This is a genomic window from Herbaspirillum robiniae (assembly GCF_002213415.1).
Taxonomy (GTDB): domain Bacteria; phylum Pseudomonadota; class Gammaproteobacteria; order Burkholderiales; family Burkholderiaceae_D; genus Herbaspirillum; species Herbaspirillum robiniae.
This window is the reverse complement of sequence record NZ_NJGU01000004.1, coordinates 531,832-548,184: the sequence shown is the minus strand read 5'-3', so window position 1 is coordinate 548,184 and position 16,353 is coordinate 531,832. Positions and strand designations below refer to the sequence as shown.

General features: G+C 62.5%; 14 protein-coding genes and 2 tRNA genes. 6 read left to right on the top strand and 10 right to left on the bottom strand.

The window, feature by feature from the left end; genetic code table 11:
- Positions 1–103: 103 nt before the first annotated feature.
- The 3 genes from CEJ42_RS09090 to CEJ42_RS09080 all read right to left on the bottom strand — a co-directional run bounded on the left by CEJ42_RS09090 (position 104) and on the right by CEJ42_RS09080 (position 3,982).
- On the bottom strand, positions 104–1,018 hold the full coding sequence (locus CEJ42_RS09090; protein WP_079214787.1) for a branched-chain amino acid ABC transporter permease: 915 nt from the start codon (positions 1,016–1,018) through the stop codon (positions 104–106).
- Between the two features lie 50 nt (positions 1,019–1,068).
- Positions 1,069–1,950 (bottom strand): ABC transporter ATP-binding protein, encoded by an 882-nt coding sequence (locus CEJ42_RS09085; protein ID WP_079214786.1) that lies wholly within the window; start codon positions 1,948–1,950, stop codon positions 1,069–1,071.
- 70 nt (positions 1,951–2,020) lie between these two features.
- Positions 2,021–3,982, bottom strand: coding sequence for an AMP-dependent synthetase/ligase (locus CEJ42_RS09080; RefSeq protein WP_088750691.1), 1,962 nt, complete (start codon positions 3,980–3,982; stop codon positions 2,021–2,023).
- A 261-nt stretch (positions 3,983–4,243) separates the two neighbouring features.
- Between CEJ42_RS09080 and CEJ42_RS09075 the strand changes: the two genes are divergently transcribed.
- The gene (locus CEJ42_RS09075) at positions 4,244–4,900 is read left to right on the top strand and encodes a Crp/Fnr family transcriptional regulator (RefSeq protein WP_237772474.1); all 657 of its coding nucleotides are present in this window, start codon (positions 4,244–4,246) and stop codon (positions 4,898–4,900) included.
- Positions 4,901–4,991: 91 nt separating this feature from the next.
- Here the strand turns inward: CEJ42_RS09075 and CEJ42_RS09070 are convergent, their stop codons facing one another.
- From CEJ42_RS09070 to CEJ42_RS09055, 4 genes are all read right to left on the bottom strand, one after another.
- Entirely contained in the window at positions 4,992–5,468 is a 477-nt protein-coding gene (locus CEJ42_RS09070; protein ID WP_079214784.1) for a response regulator, read from the bottom strand.
- 357 nt (positions 5,469–5,825) lie between these two features.
- A complete protein-coding gene (locus CEJ42_RS09065) occupies positions 5,826–6,476 on the bottom strand; it encodes a response regulator (protein WP_079219048.1) in 651 nt (216 codons plus the stop codon).
- 2 nt (positions 6,477–6,478) lie between these two features.
- On the bottom strand, positions 6,479–7,942 hold the full coding sequence (locus CEJ42_RS09060; protein WP_079214783.1) for a hybrid sensor histidine kinase/response regulator: 1,464 nt from the start codon (positions 7,940–7,942) through the stop codon (positions 6,479–6,481).
- 75 nt (positions 7,943–8,017) lie between these two features.
- Positions 8,018–9,802 (bottom strand): sensor histidine kinase, encoded by a 1,785-nt coding sequence (locus CEJ42_RS09055; RefSeq protein ID WP_079214782.1) that lies wholly within the window; start codon positions 9,800–9,802, stop codon positions 8,018–8,020.
- Positions 9,803–10,378: 576 nt separating this feature from the next.
- On the opposite strand from CEJ42_RS09055, the gene CEJ42_RS09050 reads away from it, so the two are divergent.
- From CEJ42_RS09050 to CEJ42_RS09030, 5 genes are all read left to right on the top strand, one after another.
- Positions 10,379–10,867, top strand: coding sequence for a Csu type fimbrial protein (locus tag CEJ42_RS09050; RefSeq protein ID WP_079214781.1), 489 nt, complete (start codon positions 10,379–10,381; stop codon positions 10,865–10,867).
- Positions 10,868–11,138: 271 nt separating this feature from the next.
- On the top strand, positions 11,139–11,867 hold the full coding sequence (locus tag CEJ42_RS09045) for a fimbrial biogenesis chaperone (RefSeq protein ID WP_243397826.1): 729 nt from the start codon (positions 11,139–11,141) through the stop codon (positions 11,865–11,867).
- Entirely contained in the window at positions 11,864–14,158 is a 2,295-nt protein-coding gene (locus CEJ42_RS09040) for a fimbria/pilus outer membrane usher protein (protein WP_079214779.1), read from the top strand. Before CEJ42_RS09045 ends, CEJ42_RS09040 begins: the two co-directional genes overlap by 4 nt.
- A gap of 17 nt (positions 14,159–14,175) precedes the next feature.
- Positions 14,176–14,649 (top strand): Csu type fimbrial protein, encoded by a 474-nt coding sequence (locus CEJ42_RS09035; RefSeq protein ID WP_079214778.1) that lies wholly within the window; start codon positions 14,176–14,178, stop codon positions 14,647–14,649.
- A 208-nt stretch (positions 14,650–14,857) separates the two neighbouring features.
- Complete coding sequence (locus tag CEJ42_RS09030; protein WP_088750689.1) at positions 14,858–15,358, top strand: Csu type fimbrial protein; 501 nt, start codon at positions 14,858–14,860, stop codon at positions 15,356–15,358.
- 290 nt (positions 15,359–15,648) lie between these two features.
- Here the strand turns inward: CEJ42_RS09030 and CEJ42_RS09025 are convergent.
- The 3 genes from CEJ42_RS09025 to CEJ42_RS09015 all read right to left on the bottom strand — a co-directional run bounded on the left by CEJ42_RS09025 (position 15,649) and on the right by CEJ42_RS09015 (position 16,144).
- Positions 15,649–15,725: transfer RNA gene (locus tag CEJ42_RS09025), tRNA-Asp, on the bottom strand.
- A 24-nt stretch (positions 15,726–15,749) separates the two neighbouring features.
- Positions 15,750–15,825, bottom strand: a tRNA-Val gene (locus CEJ42_RS09020).
- Positions 15,826–15,871: 46 nt separating this feature from the next.
- Positions 15,872–16,144 (bottom strand): HU family DNA-binding protein, encoded by a 273-nt coding sequence (locus CEJ42_RS09015; protein WP_079214776.1) that lies wholly within the window; start codon positions 16,142–16,144, stop codon positions 15,872–15,874.
- Positions 16,145–16,353: the final 209 nt, after the last annotated feature.

Below are 16,353 nucleotides of genomic sequence, written 5' to 3'. Positions count from 1 at the left end.
CGAAGCCGGCGCGCATGCGTTTCTTTATCTCTCCGAATCTGCCCTTCGATACGGCCTGCGGCCTACTCAGGGCGAACGGAGCCATATCACTTCCGTCCAGCTCTCACACCCGGTCGATATGCCGCTCGCCGAACAGCCCCTCCGGCCGCACCAGCAGGAACAGCAGCGCGAACACATACGGGAACCAGCCTTCGATGCCGCCGAAGTTGCCGCCGAAGGCGTCCTGCATCACCGGCGGAATGTAGATCTCGGCCAGCTTCTCGGAGGCGCCGATGATCAGGCCGCCGACGATGGCGCCGGGAATCGAGGTGAAGCCGCCCAGGATCAGCACCGGCAGCGCCTTCAGCGCCGTCATCGTCAGCGCGAACTGCACGCCGTTGCGCGAACCCCAGAGCAGGCCCGCGATCAGCGCCACGAAACCGGCCACACCCCACACCACGGCCCAGATGTGCTGCAGCGGGATGCCCAGCGACAGCGCCGCCTGGTGGTCGTCAGCCACGGCGCGCAGCGCGCGGCCGACCTTGGTCTTCTGGAAGAACAGCGCCAGCACCGCCACCAGCGCCACCACCATGCCGGAGGCGAACAGGTCGAACTTGGAGATGCCGATACCGATGCTGTCCATCACCGACATGATCGGTTCATCGACGATGCCAAGGTCGATCGGCCGCACCTCGCTGCCGAACAGCAGGGGCCCCAGTCCTTCGAGGAAGAAGGTCAGGCCGATGGTGGCCATGAACAGCGTGATCGGCGGCTGGTTGACCAGCTTGCGCAGCACGAAGCGCTCGGTGGCCAGGCCCACCAGGATCATCACGATGAAGGCGCCGACGATGGCGGCCCACATCGGCATGCCCTTCTCCATCAGCCCCACCACCGCCAGGGCCGCGAAGTAGACCATCGCGCCCTGGGCGAAATTGAACACGCCCGACGCCTTGTAGATCAGCACGAAGCCCAGCGCCACCAGCGAATACATGAGCCCCGAGAGCAAACCGCTCAGGGTCACTTCGAAAAAGAATTGCATGTCGTCTCCTTGCAGCGTTCTTGTTGTTGTTCTTGTTGGATAAGCCTTGCTCAGTGCGAGGTGCCGAGGTAAGCCTTGATCACTTCCTCGTTGCTCATCACCTCGTCGGGCGTGCCGTCGCCGATCTTCTTGCCGTAGTCCAGCACCACCACGCGGTCGGAGATATCCATCACCACGCCCATGTCGTGTTCGATCAGGACGATGGTAGTGCCGAACTGGTCGTTCACGTCGAGGATGAAGCGGCACATGTCCTGCTTCTCTTCCACGTTCATGCCGGCCATCGGTTCATCCAGCAGCAGCATGCCGGGCTCCGCCGCCAGCGCCCGCGCCAGTTCCACGCGCTTTTGCAGGCCGTACGGCAGGCGCCCGACCGGGGTCTTGCGGATGTGCTGGATCTCGAGGAAATCGATCACCTCCTCGACCTTGTGGCGATGTTCCATCTCCTCGCGGCGCGCCGCACCCCACCACAGGGCGTTGGAGAACAGGCCGGACCGCATCTTGGTGTTGCGCCCGGTCATGATGTTGTCGAGCACCGTCATGCCCTTGAACAGCGCGATGTTCTGGAAGGTGCGCGCGATGCCCTGGCGCGCGATGGCGCTGGGATGCATGCCGCGCCGCTGCTGGCCGCGATAGACGATGCTGCCCTTCTGCGGATGGTAGACGCCGTTGATGACGTTGATCATCGAGCTCTTGCCGGCGCCGTTGGGGCCGATGATGGCGCGGATCTCATGCTCGCGCACGTTGAAGGAGATATCGGTCAGCGCCTTCACGCCGCCGAAGGACAGCGAGATGTTCTGCAGGTCGAGGATCACTTCGCCGATGCGGCGGCCGTTGGCGGCCATGGCCGGCGCCGTCGAATCCGGACTGGGCACTGGCGGCATCCCGGAGGGGATGATTTCTGCGGTCATGTGTCGTTTCATGGTCGTGTTCATTCAGCGGTGGTCTGGGTGCTGCTGCGCTGGTGGCCGGATCCTGCTCCGGATGAAGACTGCGAACTGCTGCTCAGGCCGCGCTCTTGAGCGCGCCGAAGGTCCTGGCCTCGGCGATCTTCAGGTCGGCCGAGATCATGCCCTGGCGGCCATCTTCGAACTTGACCTGGGTCTCGATGTATTGCGTGGTCCGGCCGGCGTACAGCGCCTCGATCAGCACCGCGTATTTCTCGGCGATGAAGCCGCGGCGCACCTTGCGCGTGCGGGTCAGTTCCTCGTCATCCGGGTCGAGCTCCTTGTGCAGGATCAGGAAGCGGTGGACCTGCGAATCGGCCAGCAGCGGATCGGCCACCAGGTCGGCGTTGACTTTCTCCACGCACTCGCGCACCAGCTCGTAGACCGCCGGATTGGCGGCGAGGTCGGTATAGCCGCTGTAAGGCAGGTTGCGCCGCTCGGCCCAGTTGCCGACCGCGTCCATGTCGATGTTGATGAAGGCCATGCACTGGTCGCGACCGTTGCCGAAGGTGACCGCCTCCTTCACGAAGGGGAAGAACTTCAGCTTGTTCTCGATGTACTTGGGCGCGAACATGCTGCCGCAGGCCATCTTGCCGACATCCTTGGCGCGGTCGATGATCTTCAGGTGGCCGTCGCTGTCGAAGAAGCCGGCGTCGCCGGTATGGAAGTAACCCTCGGTGTCGATCGCCTCGGCGGTGGCGTCGGGGCGCTTGAAGTATTCCTTCATCAGGCCGGGCGAGCGCACCAGCACTTCGCCGTTGTCGGCGATGCGCACCTCCACGCCCTTCATGGGGCGGCCCACGCTGTCGAGCTTGACGTCGCCGGAGGGCTGCATGCAGACCGTGACGCAGGTCTCGGTCATGCCGTACAGCTGCTTGAGGTTGATGCCCAGCGAACGGTAGAAGTCGAACAGATCGGGGCCGATCGCCTCGCCGCCGGTATAGGCCACGCGCAGGCGCGACATGCCCAGCACGTTCTTCAGCGGACCGTAGACCAGCAGGTTGCCCAGGGCGTACTGCAGCCGGTCCAGGGCCGACACGCCCTGCTTGCCGTCGAGGATGCGCATGCCCACGCGGCGCGCCACGCGCATGAACCCATGAAACATCTTGCGCTTGAGCCAGCCCGCGTCTTCGATGCGGATCATCACCTGGGTGAGGATGTTTTCGTAGATGCGCGGCGGCGCGAAGTAATAGGTCGGGCCGATCTCGCGCAGATCGGTCATCACCGTATTGGGCGACTCCGGGCAGTTCAGGCAGAAGCCCGCGACGTGCTGCTGCGCGAACGAGTAGAGGAAATCCCCCACCCAGGCCAGCGGCAGGTAGCAGAGGATGTCGTCGTCCTCGTTCAACTGGTCGAACTCCACCAGCGTGCGCGCGGTGGTGACCATCGCGCGGTGCGAGTGGCACACGCCCTTGGGCTTGCCGGTGGTGCCGGAGGTGTAGAGGATGATGGCGACGTCGTCCGGCTGGCCGGCGTTGACTTCATTCATGAAGAAGTCCGGATGCTGGCGGTCGTAGGCGCGACCCAGTTCCTGCACGCGCGCAAAGGACAACAGCTCGGGCTGGTGGTAGTTGCGCATGCCTCGCTCGTCGTCGTAGATGACGTGGGCGATGCGCGGCAGGTTTTCCTTGATCTCGAAGACCTTGTCGACCTGCTCCTGGTCTTCGGCCATGACGAAGTCGACGTTGGCGTCGGTGAGCACGTAGGCCATGTCGGCGGCCGGCGCGTCCTGGTACAGCGGGACCGGCATGCCGCCCAGCGCCTGCGCGGCCGACATCGCCCAATACAGGCGCGGGCAGTTGTTGCCGATAATCGCCAGGCTCATGCCGCGCTTGAATCCCAGCGCGGCCAGGCCGCAGGCGAAAGCCCGCACTTCATCGGCCACCTGCTTCCAGCTCGTGGCCTGCCAGATGCCAAGGTCCTTCTCGCGGAACGCCGCCCGCTCGCCGCGCGTTTGCGCGTGCGCCAGCAGCAACCGCGGAAACGTCGTCGCTTCCGTGTCTTGTCTCGTCTCCACCATCTTCCCACCTTGCTTTTGTAGGTTCGGAGGACATTTCCAGGATGCGGGAAATGCCCGGTGTCGGATCAGTCTGTGCCGCCTTGCTTACGCCGCTCTTACTTCCTCTGCGGTGTCGCCTGGCGTGCCAGCCGTCCTGTATTTTTGGTGACTGCTTTTTTGCGATGATAGTAGAGTCAGTTGTTGCCAGCGGATGTCATCTCACCGACAATTGTCAAACTTTCGATATTGCGACGCATCATGATGGAGACACCAATAAGAAGCATGCTGGCAAAAAGCATCTGGGCCCAGGCGCTGACGGAAGATCAGCTGGCCCGGATCGAGTCGGAGATGTACAGCCGCAAGATTCCGGCGGGCGGCTTCGTCTGCCGCAAGGGCGATCCGGTCACGCACTGGATCGGCGTGCACGAGGGCTTGCTGAAGATGAGCAGCGTCTCGCCCGAGGGCAAGACGGTGTCGTTCGCCGGCATGGCCAACGGCGGCTGGCTGGGCGAAGGCTCGCTGCTCAAGGAGGAGCCGCGCAAGTACGACGTGGTGGCGCTGCGCGACAGCGAGCTGATGTACATGCCCAAGGCGACCTACGCCTGGCTGCTGGACAACAGCATCCCCTTCAACCGCTTCCTCATCACGCAGCTCAACGAGCGCCTGGGGCTGTTCATCTCGCTGGTGGAGTACGACCGCATGCTGGAGCCCGACGCGCGCGTGGCGCGCTGCCTGGCGGCGCTGTTCAATCCCTACCTGAACCCAGGCATCGGCCTGAACCTGCAGATTTCCCAGGAGGAAGTCGGCAACCTCTCGGGCACGTCGCGCCAGCGCGCCAACCAGGCCTTGCAGGTGCTGGAGAAGGCGGGACTGCTGAAGGTCGACTACGGCAGCATCACTATCAACGACCTGGCCGGCCTGCGCCAGTTTCACGGTTGATCGCACAACGCGCCATGCACTGCTGACACCCGCGCGGCGTATCTGGCGCAGGCGTAAAAAAAGCTGCCCGAGGGCAGCTTTTTTTATCGGCTCACTGGCCCGTCGGCAGGCGACCGGGCTGGCTGCCCTCGCCTCCCCGCGCCGGGCGGTTGCGGTTGAGCCAGTAGACGCCGGTGTCGGCCACCGTTCCCATGAATTCCTTGGGATCGGTGCACTTCACGACGTAACCGTTGGCGCCCAGCTCGTAGCTGTGGTCGATGTCGCGCTGGTCGTCCGAGGACGAGAACATCACGACCGGGATATGGGAAGTTGCAGCGTTGGACTTGATGATCTTCAGGAAGTCGTGGCCGCTCATCATCGGCAGGTTCAGGTCCAGCAGAATCAGGTACGGGTGCAAGTCCTTGCGATCCGCATATCCGCCCTGGAAGAAGAATTCTTCGGCCAGTTCCGCGTCGGCAAACCAGGTCATGCTGTCCGCAAGCTTGCGGGTGCCCAGCGCCAAGCGAGTCAACTCCGCCACTTCCGGGCTGTCGTCGACGAGGATGATGTCATATTGCTCGATATCCATATAAAGGATCGCTTTCTTCAGTAAGTTTCAAGCTGGAACTATTGTTGCCGGTTTGACCACATCGATGGTCATGCCCTCTGCATTTGCACCGTGACCGCATGTCGGCAGATCCCTCCACCGCGCACCTGCGTTCATGCCGCTTGCGCCTCTCAGCAATGTTGTCCAACATCGGCGGTCCGCTTGAAAACCAGTGCCGACGCCGATTTCAGCACTGTGAGGCGATTATTGCACAGGCACTTTCAAAAGAAATCAGAATTTTCCTGAAGTACATTAAAACCGGGGAGAAATGCTTCCTGCAGGAATTTTTCCGCCCCATTTTTCCGGCGCCGCCGTTGCTATTTCACCATGCCGCCGGGCTCACTTGTCGGGCGTCGCGATGCCGGTGCGGATGGCATAGCGCACCAGGCCTGGAACGTCGCGAATGTCCAGCCTTTCCATCAGCTGCGCACGGTGCGTCTCGATGGTCTTGGCGCTGACGTTGAGCTGGTAGGCGATCTCCTTGGTGTTGTTGCCTTCGGCGATGAGCTGCAGGATCTCGCGTTGCCGCGGCGTCAACACTTCCACCGGCGTGCCGTTCTGCGCCACCCGTTTCATGTAGTTGTCCAGCGCCTCGCGCGAGATGTGCGAATCCAGGTATTGGCGCCCGTGCTTGACCTCGTAGAGCGCCTTCTCCAGCTCGGTGGCCGCCGAGTCCTTGAACAGGTAACCGTTGGCGCCGGCGTTCAGTGCCTGCATCACGTACTCCTCGCTGCCGTACATCGACAGCATCAGAAAGCGCGTGGTCGGATAGTCGCCGCGCAGGCGTCGCAAGGCCTCCAGCCCGTTCATGCCCTTCATGGCGATGTCCATCACCACCAGGTCGGGCTTGAGCTGCGGAATCATCTCTATCACCTCGGCGCCGTCGGACGCCTCGCCCACCACTTCCACTCCCGGCATCGCGGCCAGCAACGCCTTGATGCCGCTGCGCACCAGCGCATGGTCGTCCGCAAGCATGATTCGTGTCAGCATGGTCATATCCCTCTCACGATAGGCGCGACCGGCAAGTGCATGACGATTTCCGTCCCCTCGCCGGGCGCAGATGAAATATCCATGGAACCGCCCACCAGCACCGCGCGCTCTTCCATGTTCAGAATGCCGAAGCTGGTGCCGGAAATGGCGTTGCTGCGCGCGCGCTCCAGGTCGAAGCCGCGGCCGTCGTCGCGTATGCTCAGGTAGACCTGATCCTGCTTGCGGTCGACCTTGACCCAGATGTTCTCGCACTTGGCGTGGCGCAGGATGTTGGTGACCGCCTCCTGCACGATGCGAAAGGCGGTGTTCTCGATGTCGTGATGCAGCTCCTCGTCGTGGCCGCTGCTCTCGAACCAGCCGTTGACGTTGGCCAGCTTGGACTTCTGTTCGACATAGGCGCGCAGCGCGGCGATCAGGCCCAGGTTGTCCAGCTGCGGCGGGCGCAGGTCCAGCGACAGGCTGCGCACCTGGGCCAGCACGGAGGTGACGATGTCGATGCCGTTCTGCAGCGACGGGCCTTCCAGCGAACCGGTCTTCTTGATGGTTTCCAGGTTGATCTTCAGGGCGGTCAGCGACTGGCCGACGTCGTCGTGCAGGCCGCGCGCCAGATGCTGGCGCTCACGCTCCTGCACCTCGATGACGCGTGAAGACAGCAGCTGCTGGCGCTGGATCGCCAGCTCCAGCTCGCGCCGCGACTGCACCCGCTCGGTGACGTCGATGGCCAGCCCGGCCACCATGTCGCCCTTGCCTTCGCCGTGGATGGGAAAGCGCACGATGTCCAGGATGCGGGCGTTGTGGTTGTGGTCGAACACGGTCTCCTGGGTGTGCAGCTCGCGCTTTTCCAGCAACACCTTGCGGTCGTTTTCCTGGGAAGCCTCGGCCGCGCCTGAGGACATCAGGTCGAAGTCGGTGAGCCCGTCCATGTCGCCCGGCGTCATGCCGAAGAAATTGGATTGCGCCGGATTGACGTAGCTGTAGCGCAGCTGCGAATCCTTGATCCAGGTCGGCATCGGCGCGGCGTTCATGAAGGCGTTGAAGCGCGCCTGCATCTCGCGCAATGCCTGGGCGCTGGCGCGCTGCTTGCGCCGCGCCTGGGCGTCGCGCAGCTCGCGGTCGACCGCGTGCGGCAGGCGGGTAATCGCGCTCTTGAGGAAGTAATCCTGGGCGCCGGCCTTCATCACCTCGACCGCGGTCTGTTCGCCGATGATGCCCGAGACGATGATGAACGGCGTCTGGTCGTTGTCCTTCTTGACGACCTTCAGCGCCTCGACGCCGCTGAAGGTGGGCATCGAATAATCGGAGATGACGATGTCCCAGCGCTGTTCGCGCAGCGCGTCCAGCAGCGCCTGCTCGTCGTCAACCCGTTGCCAGGTCGGCTCGAAGCCGCCGCGCTTGAGCTCGCGCACCATCAGCACGGCGTCTTCTTCCATGTCTTCGACAAACAGGACGCGAAGCGGAATACTCATGGCCTCTGACTCTCACAAATGCGTTGAATGACACAAGGACGGCGCGTCACGGCACGACCGCCCTGCTTCCCGTTTCTATTGCGGCTCGACCATCGTCGGCGCCAATCCCTTGCGCGGCAGCGAGAAGTAGAAACTCGCGCCTTCCTTGGGCTTGCTCTCGGCCCATACGCGGCCGGTATGGCGAATCACGATGCGTTGCACCAGCGCCAGCCCGATGCCGGTGCCGGCGTATTCTTCCTGGCGATGCAGGCGCTGGAAGGTGCCGAACAGCTTGTGCGCGTAGCGCATGTCAAAGCCCACGCCGTTGTCGTGCACGCCGTAGACGATCTCGTCTTCGCTCACCTGCATGGTCACCCGCACCAGCGGATGCTCGTTCTTGCTGCTGAACTTGACCGCGTTGCTGAGCAGGTTCTCCCAGACCTGGGTGATCAGCCCGCGGTTGGCGACCACGCCGTCCAGTTGCGCGAGCTCGAATTCCACGCTCGGGTTTTCCCGTTTCAGGCCGCTGATCACCTGCTCCACGATGTCTTCCATCGAGAAGCGTTCGAGGGTCAGTTCGCCGGTGGTCGACTTGGCCAGCTTGAGCAGGTCGTTGATCAGCTCGTCCATCTTGCGCACGTTGCGGCGGATCACCTGCAATTGCTCGCGGCCCTTCTCGTCGATCGCTTCGGCGTAGTCCTCTTCCAGAATCATTGCATAGCCTGAGATCGCGCGCAGCGGAGCGCGCAAGTCATGCGAAACCGAATAGGAGAAGCTCTCGAGCTCCTTGTTCACGCTGTGCAGGTGCAGGGCCTGGCGCTTGAGGTCGGCGTTCAGGGCCTCGATCTCTTCCTCGGAGCGCTTGCGGTCGGAAATGTCGTACATCACCGTGCGGCTGATCAGGCGCCCGCTCTCGCGGTTCACCACGGCGGTGGCGTTGACCAGGGCGGTGAATATGGTGCCGTCCGCGCGACGGTAGTTCAGGTCGACGCCGTTGATCTCGCGCTTGAGCAGGAACTGCGGCAGCAACTCCTTCAGGTAGCGCTCGGCGCTGTCGGGCGCCAGCAAATCGGCGTGGGTCATGCGCCCCACCACCTGCTCGCGCGTAAAGCCCAGCCACTTCAGTTCGGTGTCGTTGATCTTGATGATCTTCTTGTCGGTCTCGTCCACCGAGTGGTAGCCGCAGGGCGCATTGTTGTACAGGTCTTCGATTTCGTCCGAGTAGGCCTGCGCGCGCTGCTGGGCTTCCACGCGACGGAACATTTCCCGGCGCAGCTTGCGATAGACCACCACCAGCAGCACGATGCTGAGCAGGCTGCCGCCCAGCACGGTCAGGATAGTCACGTCGGCGCTGCTGGCGGTTTCATGCGATCGCGTGGCCAGCAAGGCATTCTCGGCTCCCTTCATCTCCAGGAAATTGGCGCGGATCTCATCGCTCAGCGCCTTGCCTTCCAGCAGCCGGGGCTGGGCCGCATCCGGGCTGATCTCCAGCAGCTTGCGCGCCATCAGCAGGCGCTGCGCGACCAGGTCTTCGGTCGCCACCAGGCGTTTCATCTGCTCCGGGTTGTCGCGCATCAGGCCGCGTAATTCGTGCATCAGCGAATTGAGCTGGCGCACGCCCGCCTCGAAATTGCCGCGATACTCGTCGTTGCCCGACAAGACAAAGCCGCGCGAACTGCTGACCGTGTCGCGCAGGGTCGAGTGCGCCTCTTCCAGTACGTTCAGCACGGTGTGCGTATGCTGCACCCAGACCGCGCGCTCCTCGAAATCGCGCACGCTGTAATAGGAAAAACCCGCCACGCCGATCGACAGCAGCAGCGCCAAAGAAAAGAATATGCCCGTGCTGGCCGTTGCCAGTCTGGTTTTATCGAAGATCGGCATCTTTTTCTATATGCAGCAAGACTTTCAACAGTTACACGTCGCTTGTGCCGCCCGGCGCGTTCTTCATTTTCATGCCGGTTGCTGACACCTGCGCGCATCCGCAAGTTTTACGATGCGCCGGCCATCAGCACCGGCTGGCGCAACACTGCCGCACTTCCGCCCTTCCATTGACTAGTCACATAGCGAACTTACTACTTTGTTACCCCCGGTGTCGACTGATATCGCAGCCCTGCATCAGGCGCGAGACATCCGACTCGTGAGAAACCCGCCGTCGCCGTTACGGCAATCTGATCACTTCGCGCTGCGACCGAAGGCGGATCGGTTCGTATCGCGACCGGCACTTGCAGGGCAAGAATCCGGCGCCTTCATTGCCAACATGGCAGCAAATCCAGCCAGATGACAGGAATGCAATTGCTTCTTGTCATCAAATGTTTTCATTCAGGAACCAAAATCCGGCATCTTCCTATAATTTTCCGTTTTGGCGCGTGTTGTGTCTCTGCACTTCTGTAGTTTTTATTCGAATTTATTCTATAATAGTCTCAACCCCAATGTGTTACTAGACGGCATCCCCTGACAATGAAAAAAATACATCATTTGATGCTCGCAGCCGCGCTAGTATTTTCCGTTGGCGCGGATGCCTTCGCAGCGTCCTCCACCGGCAATCTGGCCATCAGCGCAGTGGTGACCGCGCAATGCGTGGTCCAGAGCGCAGCCATTCCCTTTGGCACCTATTCCTCCAGCGCGATCCAGCAGAACGCCCAGATCGGGGTGACCTGCTCGAACGGCACGAGCTATACGATCAGCCTCGACGCCGGCACCGGCAGCGGCGCCAACACCACCGCGCGCAAGCTCGCCACCACCGATGGCAGCAGCACCCTGAACTACGCGCTGTACCAGGATTCGGCCCGCACCAAGACCTGGGGCAACGCCAACGGCACCGACACGCTCAGCGGCGTGGGCAACGGTGCGGCCCAGAGCATCCCGGTCTATGGCTACATCCCGGCCGGCCAGGCTACGCGCGCCGGCACCTACAGCGACGTGGTGGCCATCACCCTGTCGTACTGAACCGCAAAGCTCCATCCCCGACAATGGCGCGCTCCGCAAGGACCGCGCCATTTTGCATTGCTCGGCCCGCGCGAGCTGGACATTGATCGAGCACGTGAGCGCCGCCCCTCGCCCCGAATAAAAATCTTGAGTCACTGCAAATCAAGCGCATGATTAACTTTCAATCAAATTTTGTGGTGATCATGCAACCAAAACCATTACTAAAATCATATTTCGTTTTACTCTAGAAACATATCTAGATGCCTGATAACTAAAACGGAGTTTTCGCACAGTGACGAGAACCATTTTCCAGAGCTTGGCGCGGGTATGGCCGATGGTCTGCATCGCCGCAGCAGGGGTGTGCGGGACGGCGCAGGCATCCAATTTCGAGATCGCTCCGGTGGTGCTCGAACTTTCCTCATCACGCACCGCAGGCGTGGTGAAGATCGTCAACAACGACAATCACGACGTCTCCTTGCAGCTGCGCGCGTTCGAATGGAAGCAGAACGACAGCAAGGACGACCTCCAGCCGACCCAGAACCTGATCATCAGCCCGCCGGTGTTCAGCTTGGCGCCGGGCGCCTCGCAGGTAATCCGGATCGTCTCCAAGCAACCGTCCGGCCCCAACGAAATCGCCTTCCGCATGCTGATCGACGAGATCCCGTCGGCGGCCGAAGGCGCCACCATCAACTTCAAGTTCCGCATTTCGATGCCGGTCTTCATCGCCGCCAACGGCACCTCGAAGCTGCAGCTTGACTACACGCTGCGCGCCGGCAAGCCGGCCCGCCTGGAAGTGCAGAACACGGGCAATCGACGCGCGCGCCTGCTCGACGTCGCCTTCACCCTGCCCAACGGCAAGAAGATCAATGTCCCCGCCGGCGGCAATCCTTACACCCTTGCAGGAGTGACGCGGCAATACCTGATCGACACCGAGACCCCTCTGGCTGCCGGCAGCAAAGTGAAGATGACGGCCACAGGCGACTCGGGACCGATTGAAACCGAACTGACCGTGGCGCCTTGAAACGCCTTGCACACTGGATACTGCTCTTAACCCTGGTCATTCTCAGCGCGGCAGCACGCGCCGCCGAGCCCGGGGACGAAGCCCTGTTGCTGGAAGTATCGATCAACGGGCGCGGCACGGACCTGGTGGCGCAGTTCACGCGGCGCCAGCAAACGCTGTACTCCACGGCGGCTGAACTGCGCAGCCTGAAACTGAAAGTCGACGGAGCCGACAACGACCTGATTGCGATCAGCTCCATCGCTACCCGCATCCAGCTCGATGAAGCTGCCGCGAAGGTCAACCTCGATATCCCGGCGCGATTCATGAACACCACCGACATCGATGCCAACAGCGTCGCCAACAATGTCCCGCTGTCCGCCGGCGGGCGCGGCCTGGTGCTGAACTACGACCTGCTGGCCACCTCCAGTTCGGGACTGCATGCACTTGGCGGGCTGTTCGACGCGCGCTGGTTCTCCGGCAGCAGCGTGTTCAGCTCCACCGGCCTGGGTTACCTGGGCAACAGCGGCGGCACCTCGGCGCGCCTGGAAACCACCTATACCTATTCCGAACCGGCGACGCTGACGCGCTACCGGGTCGGCGACGTCATCAACGGCAGCCTGGCATGGAGCCGCTCGGTGCGCATGGGCGGTTTCCAGTATGCGTCGGACTTCAACCTGCGCCCCGACCTGGTTCGCTTCCCGACGCCGTCGCTGGGTGGCGAGACGGTGGTGCCCTCCACCGTCGACCTGTTCGTCAACGGCGTGCGCCAGCTGTCGCAACCGGTGCCGCCCGGACCGTTCGAGATCCGCCAGCCGCCTATTGCCAGCGGCGCCGGCCAGATCGCGGTCGCGGTGACCGACGAGCTGGGGCGCCAGACCTTCCGCACCGTCAATTTCTACGCTACCGACCGCCTGCTCAAGGAAGGCCTGTCGTCCTACTCGGCCGAAGGCGGCTGGGTGCGCCGCAACTACGGCCTGCGCAGCAACAACTACGGACAATTCGCCTTGTCGGGGACGGCCCGGCGCGGCATGAGCGACTGGCTGACCCTGGAAACGCACGGCGAGGCCATGCGCAGCCTCAAGCTGGCCGGCGCCGGCGCGGTGTTCAACCTGGGCAACCGGGCCGTGCTGGCGACCGCCTTGTCGGGCAGCAGCTCGGACAACGGCTCGGGACAGCAGGTCTCGGTGGCCATCGAACGCAACGCCGATCCGATCAGCCTGTCGCTCAGCCGCAGCCAGTCCACGCGCGGCTACCAGGATATCGGCGCCATCGAAGGCGCGCCGGTTTCGCGCTCCTCGACCATCGCCACGCTGGGCCTGAACCTGGGCAGCGCCGGCTCGCTCAGCATGGCCTATGCGATGACCAAGAGCCCCATCCTGCTGACCGATGGCGGCGCCACCAGCATTTCCGACAGCGAGACCGTCACCATCACCTATTTCAAGTCGGTCGGCTCGACGTCGAACATGTACATGACGGCCTATCGCGACTTCCGCAACAGCGGCTACGGCGCCACGGTGGGCCTGATCATCCCCTTCGGCGGCCGCGACGTCGGCGGCGCCAGCGTGAACAACAGCAACGGCCAGCGCACCACCACCTTCCAGGCCAGCCGCCCGACCATTTCCATCGGCGACATCGGCTGGCAGCTGCAGGACACCGAAGGCAGCTACCGCCAGCGCCTGGGCCAGGTGAACTACAAGAGCCGCTACGGCAGCTTCAGCGCGGCCGCATCGCAGTCGGTCAATGTCACCAGCGAGCGGCTGGGCGCACGCGGCTCGCTGACGATGATGGACGGCAGCGTGTTCGCCTCGGACTGGATCGAGGACAGCTTCGCCGTGGTCAACGCCAGCGGCGTGAAGAATGTGGGGATCTATACCGAGAACCGCTATGCCGGACGCACCGACGACAATGGCCAGCTGCTGCTGACCGACCTGCGCGCCTATGACGTCAACAAGGTGTCGGTGGACGTGCTGGACCTGCCGCTGACCCTGCAGCTCGACCAGTCCGACCAATACGTCAAGCCGCGCGATCGCTCGGGCGTGGTCATCAACTTCACCGCCAAACGCGCCTCCGACGTCACCATTACGCTCAAGGACGCCGCCGGCAATTTCATCCCGATGGGATCCTCGATCAGGGTGCGCGAAACCGGCCTGTCGGCGCCGGTCGGTTACGACGGCATCAGCTACCTGCAAGAGCTGGCGCCGGTCAATACGCTCGACGTGCTGCTGCCCTCGGGCGCGCAATGCCACGCGACACTCACGCCGCCCGGCCGGGCGGACGGCGGCATGACCAACGAAACCGTGGTCTGCCGCTGAATCAAACTGGAGCCGCCATGCACATGCTCTTCAAACTGATGATCGCGATCGCCCTGGCCCTGGCCGCGTCAGCGTCGCAGGCCCAGCAGATCTGCTCGGCATCCGCCACCACCTTGTCATTCGGCACCTATGACCCGCAATCGAGCGCCAACATCGATAACACCGCCACCATCACGGTCAGTTGCCAGGCGACGATATCGCTGCTCATCGCCTACACGGTGAAACTGAGCTCAGGCAACAGCGGCGCCTACAGCCAACGCAAGATGCTCAACGGCACGACACCCCTCAACTACCAGGTGTACCAGGACAACGCGCGCACCTCCATCTGGGGAGACGGCTCCTCCAGCACCACTTACATCACCGACGGCTACCTGCTGCAACTGCTGACGCCGGTGGTCAAGCAGTACACGGCCTACGGGCGCATCACCGGCAGCCAGAACGTCAAGGCCGGCGCCTACGCCGATACGCTGACGATTTTGATCTCGTACTAGCGAAAATCATGGCCGGGGAGAAAGTTTTCCCGCCATTGGGCAGCATTTAACCGACATTTCAGGTTTTCCCTGATCCCTGGAAAGGCTGCCTCAGGATTCGCCGGATGTCGTGTCGCACGCTGAAAAATTAAAGTGTCTCCATACCCGCTGCACACAGAAGTTCTCGCACAGGGCGAGGGCAGTCGCAGGGATCCACAGGAGAATGAACATGTTTTTTGCCAAGAAAAATCGCTTCGTCTGCGCTTCCATCGCCGCCGTCGTCCTGGCTTCCAGCGCTCCCGCATCCTTCGCCGCCACTGCCAGCGGCTCGCTCGCGATCACCGCGTCGGTGGTTGCATCGTGCACCGTGGTAGGCTCGGCCATCGCCTTCGGCGCCTACACGCAAACGGTGGTGAACCAGAGCGGCAGCATCACCGTGCTGTGCACCAACGGCACCACCTACAACGTCGGTCTTGACGCCGGCACCGGCAGCGGCTCCACCGTGACCACCCGCAAGATGAGCGCCACCGGCGGCGGCACGCTGAACTACGCGCTGTACCGCGATTCGGGCCGCACCAACAACTGGGGTTCGACCATCGGCACCGACACCCAGGCCGGCACCGGCACCGGTCTGCTGCAAACGCTGACCGTGTACGGCCAGATCCCGGCTTCGCAAACACCGCTGGCCGGCGCCTATTCGGACACCGTGACCGTCACGCTGACCTACTGATTTGTTCGTTGATTGAACGGCGGCCACGGCCGCCGGCAGCAAATCCCGGAGGGGTTCGGGATGCAAGACGCAGGCTTATATCGGGGCTTGACCCGGAGGGGGATGCGGCGCACTTCGCGAGAGGTGCGCCGCTTTTTTTGCCTGGAGAGTAATCCTTGTACCAGGCCCGGCATTCTTGCCCTGCACGCCAGGGACAAATGCTCCGTCTGGGCTCAACCGCGCCTTTATTCACGGCCCTCTTTGGCGCGCGAAAAAGAAAAAGCCCCGTTCTTGCGAACGGGGCTTTTATCTGGCGGAGTGGACGGGACTCGAACCCGCGACCCCCGGCGTGACAGGCCGGTATTCTAACCAACTGAACTACCACTCCTAAACTGGCTCGACTGCTTGGTGCTGGTGGGCGCTGAGAGGCTCGAACTCCCGACCTAAGCCTTGTAAGGGCTCCGCTCTACCAACTGAGCTAAGCGCCCGGCTACCTTAACAGCCCGTCACCGGTTCAGCGGCGACGAAAGACAATTATTTTATAGCATCTTTCAGCGCTTTACCAGCTTTAAATTTCGGAACCTTGGCGGCCTTGATCTTGATCGCGGCGCCGGTCTGCGGATTGCGGCCGGTGCGGGCTGCGCGCTTGCCGACGGCGAAGGTGCCGAAACCCACCAGGGTCACGGTGCCGTTCTTCTTCAGCGTGGTCTTTACTGCACCGACGAATGCGTCCACCGCGCGGCCGGCTGCGGCCTTGGAGATGTCTGCCGCGTCGGCAATGTGTTCAATCAGTTCGCCTTTATTCACTTACGCCCTCTTGTACATTAAGTTTGATTTGAATGACAGCGTTTGCGACTCAACGGCAGAGCCCCCTTCACCGTCGCTTGCCTTGCGGAAAAATTCCGCAGCGGCTATTAAACAAGCCGCAAAACCAGGTGTCAAGCGGCTTTCCGGCATTTGCGGTGATTTTCAGGGGCGGCAGTCATTTTCCTGAGGGAAATTTCCTCACAAACTCA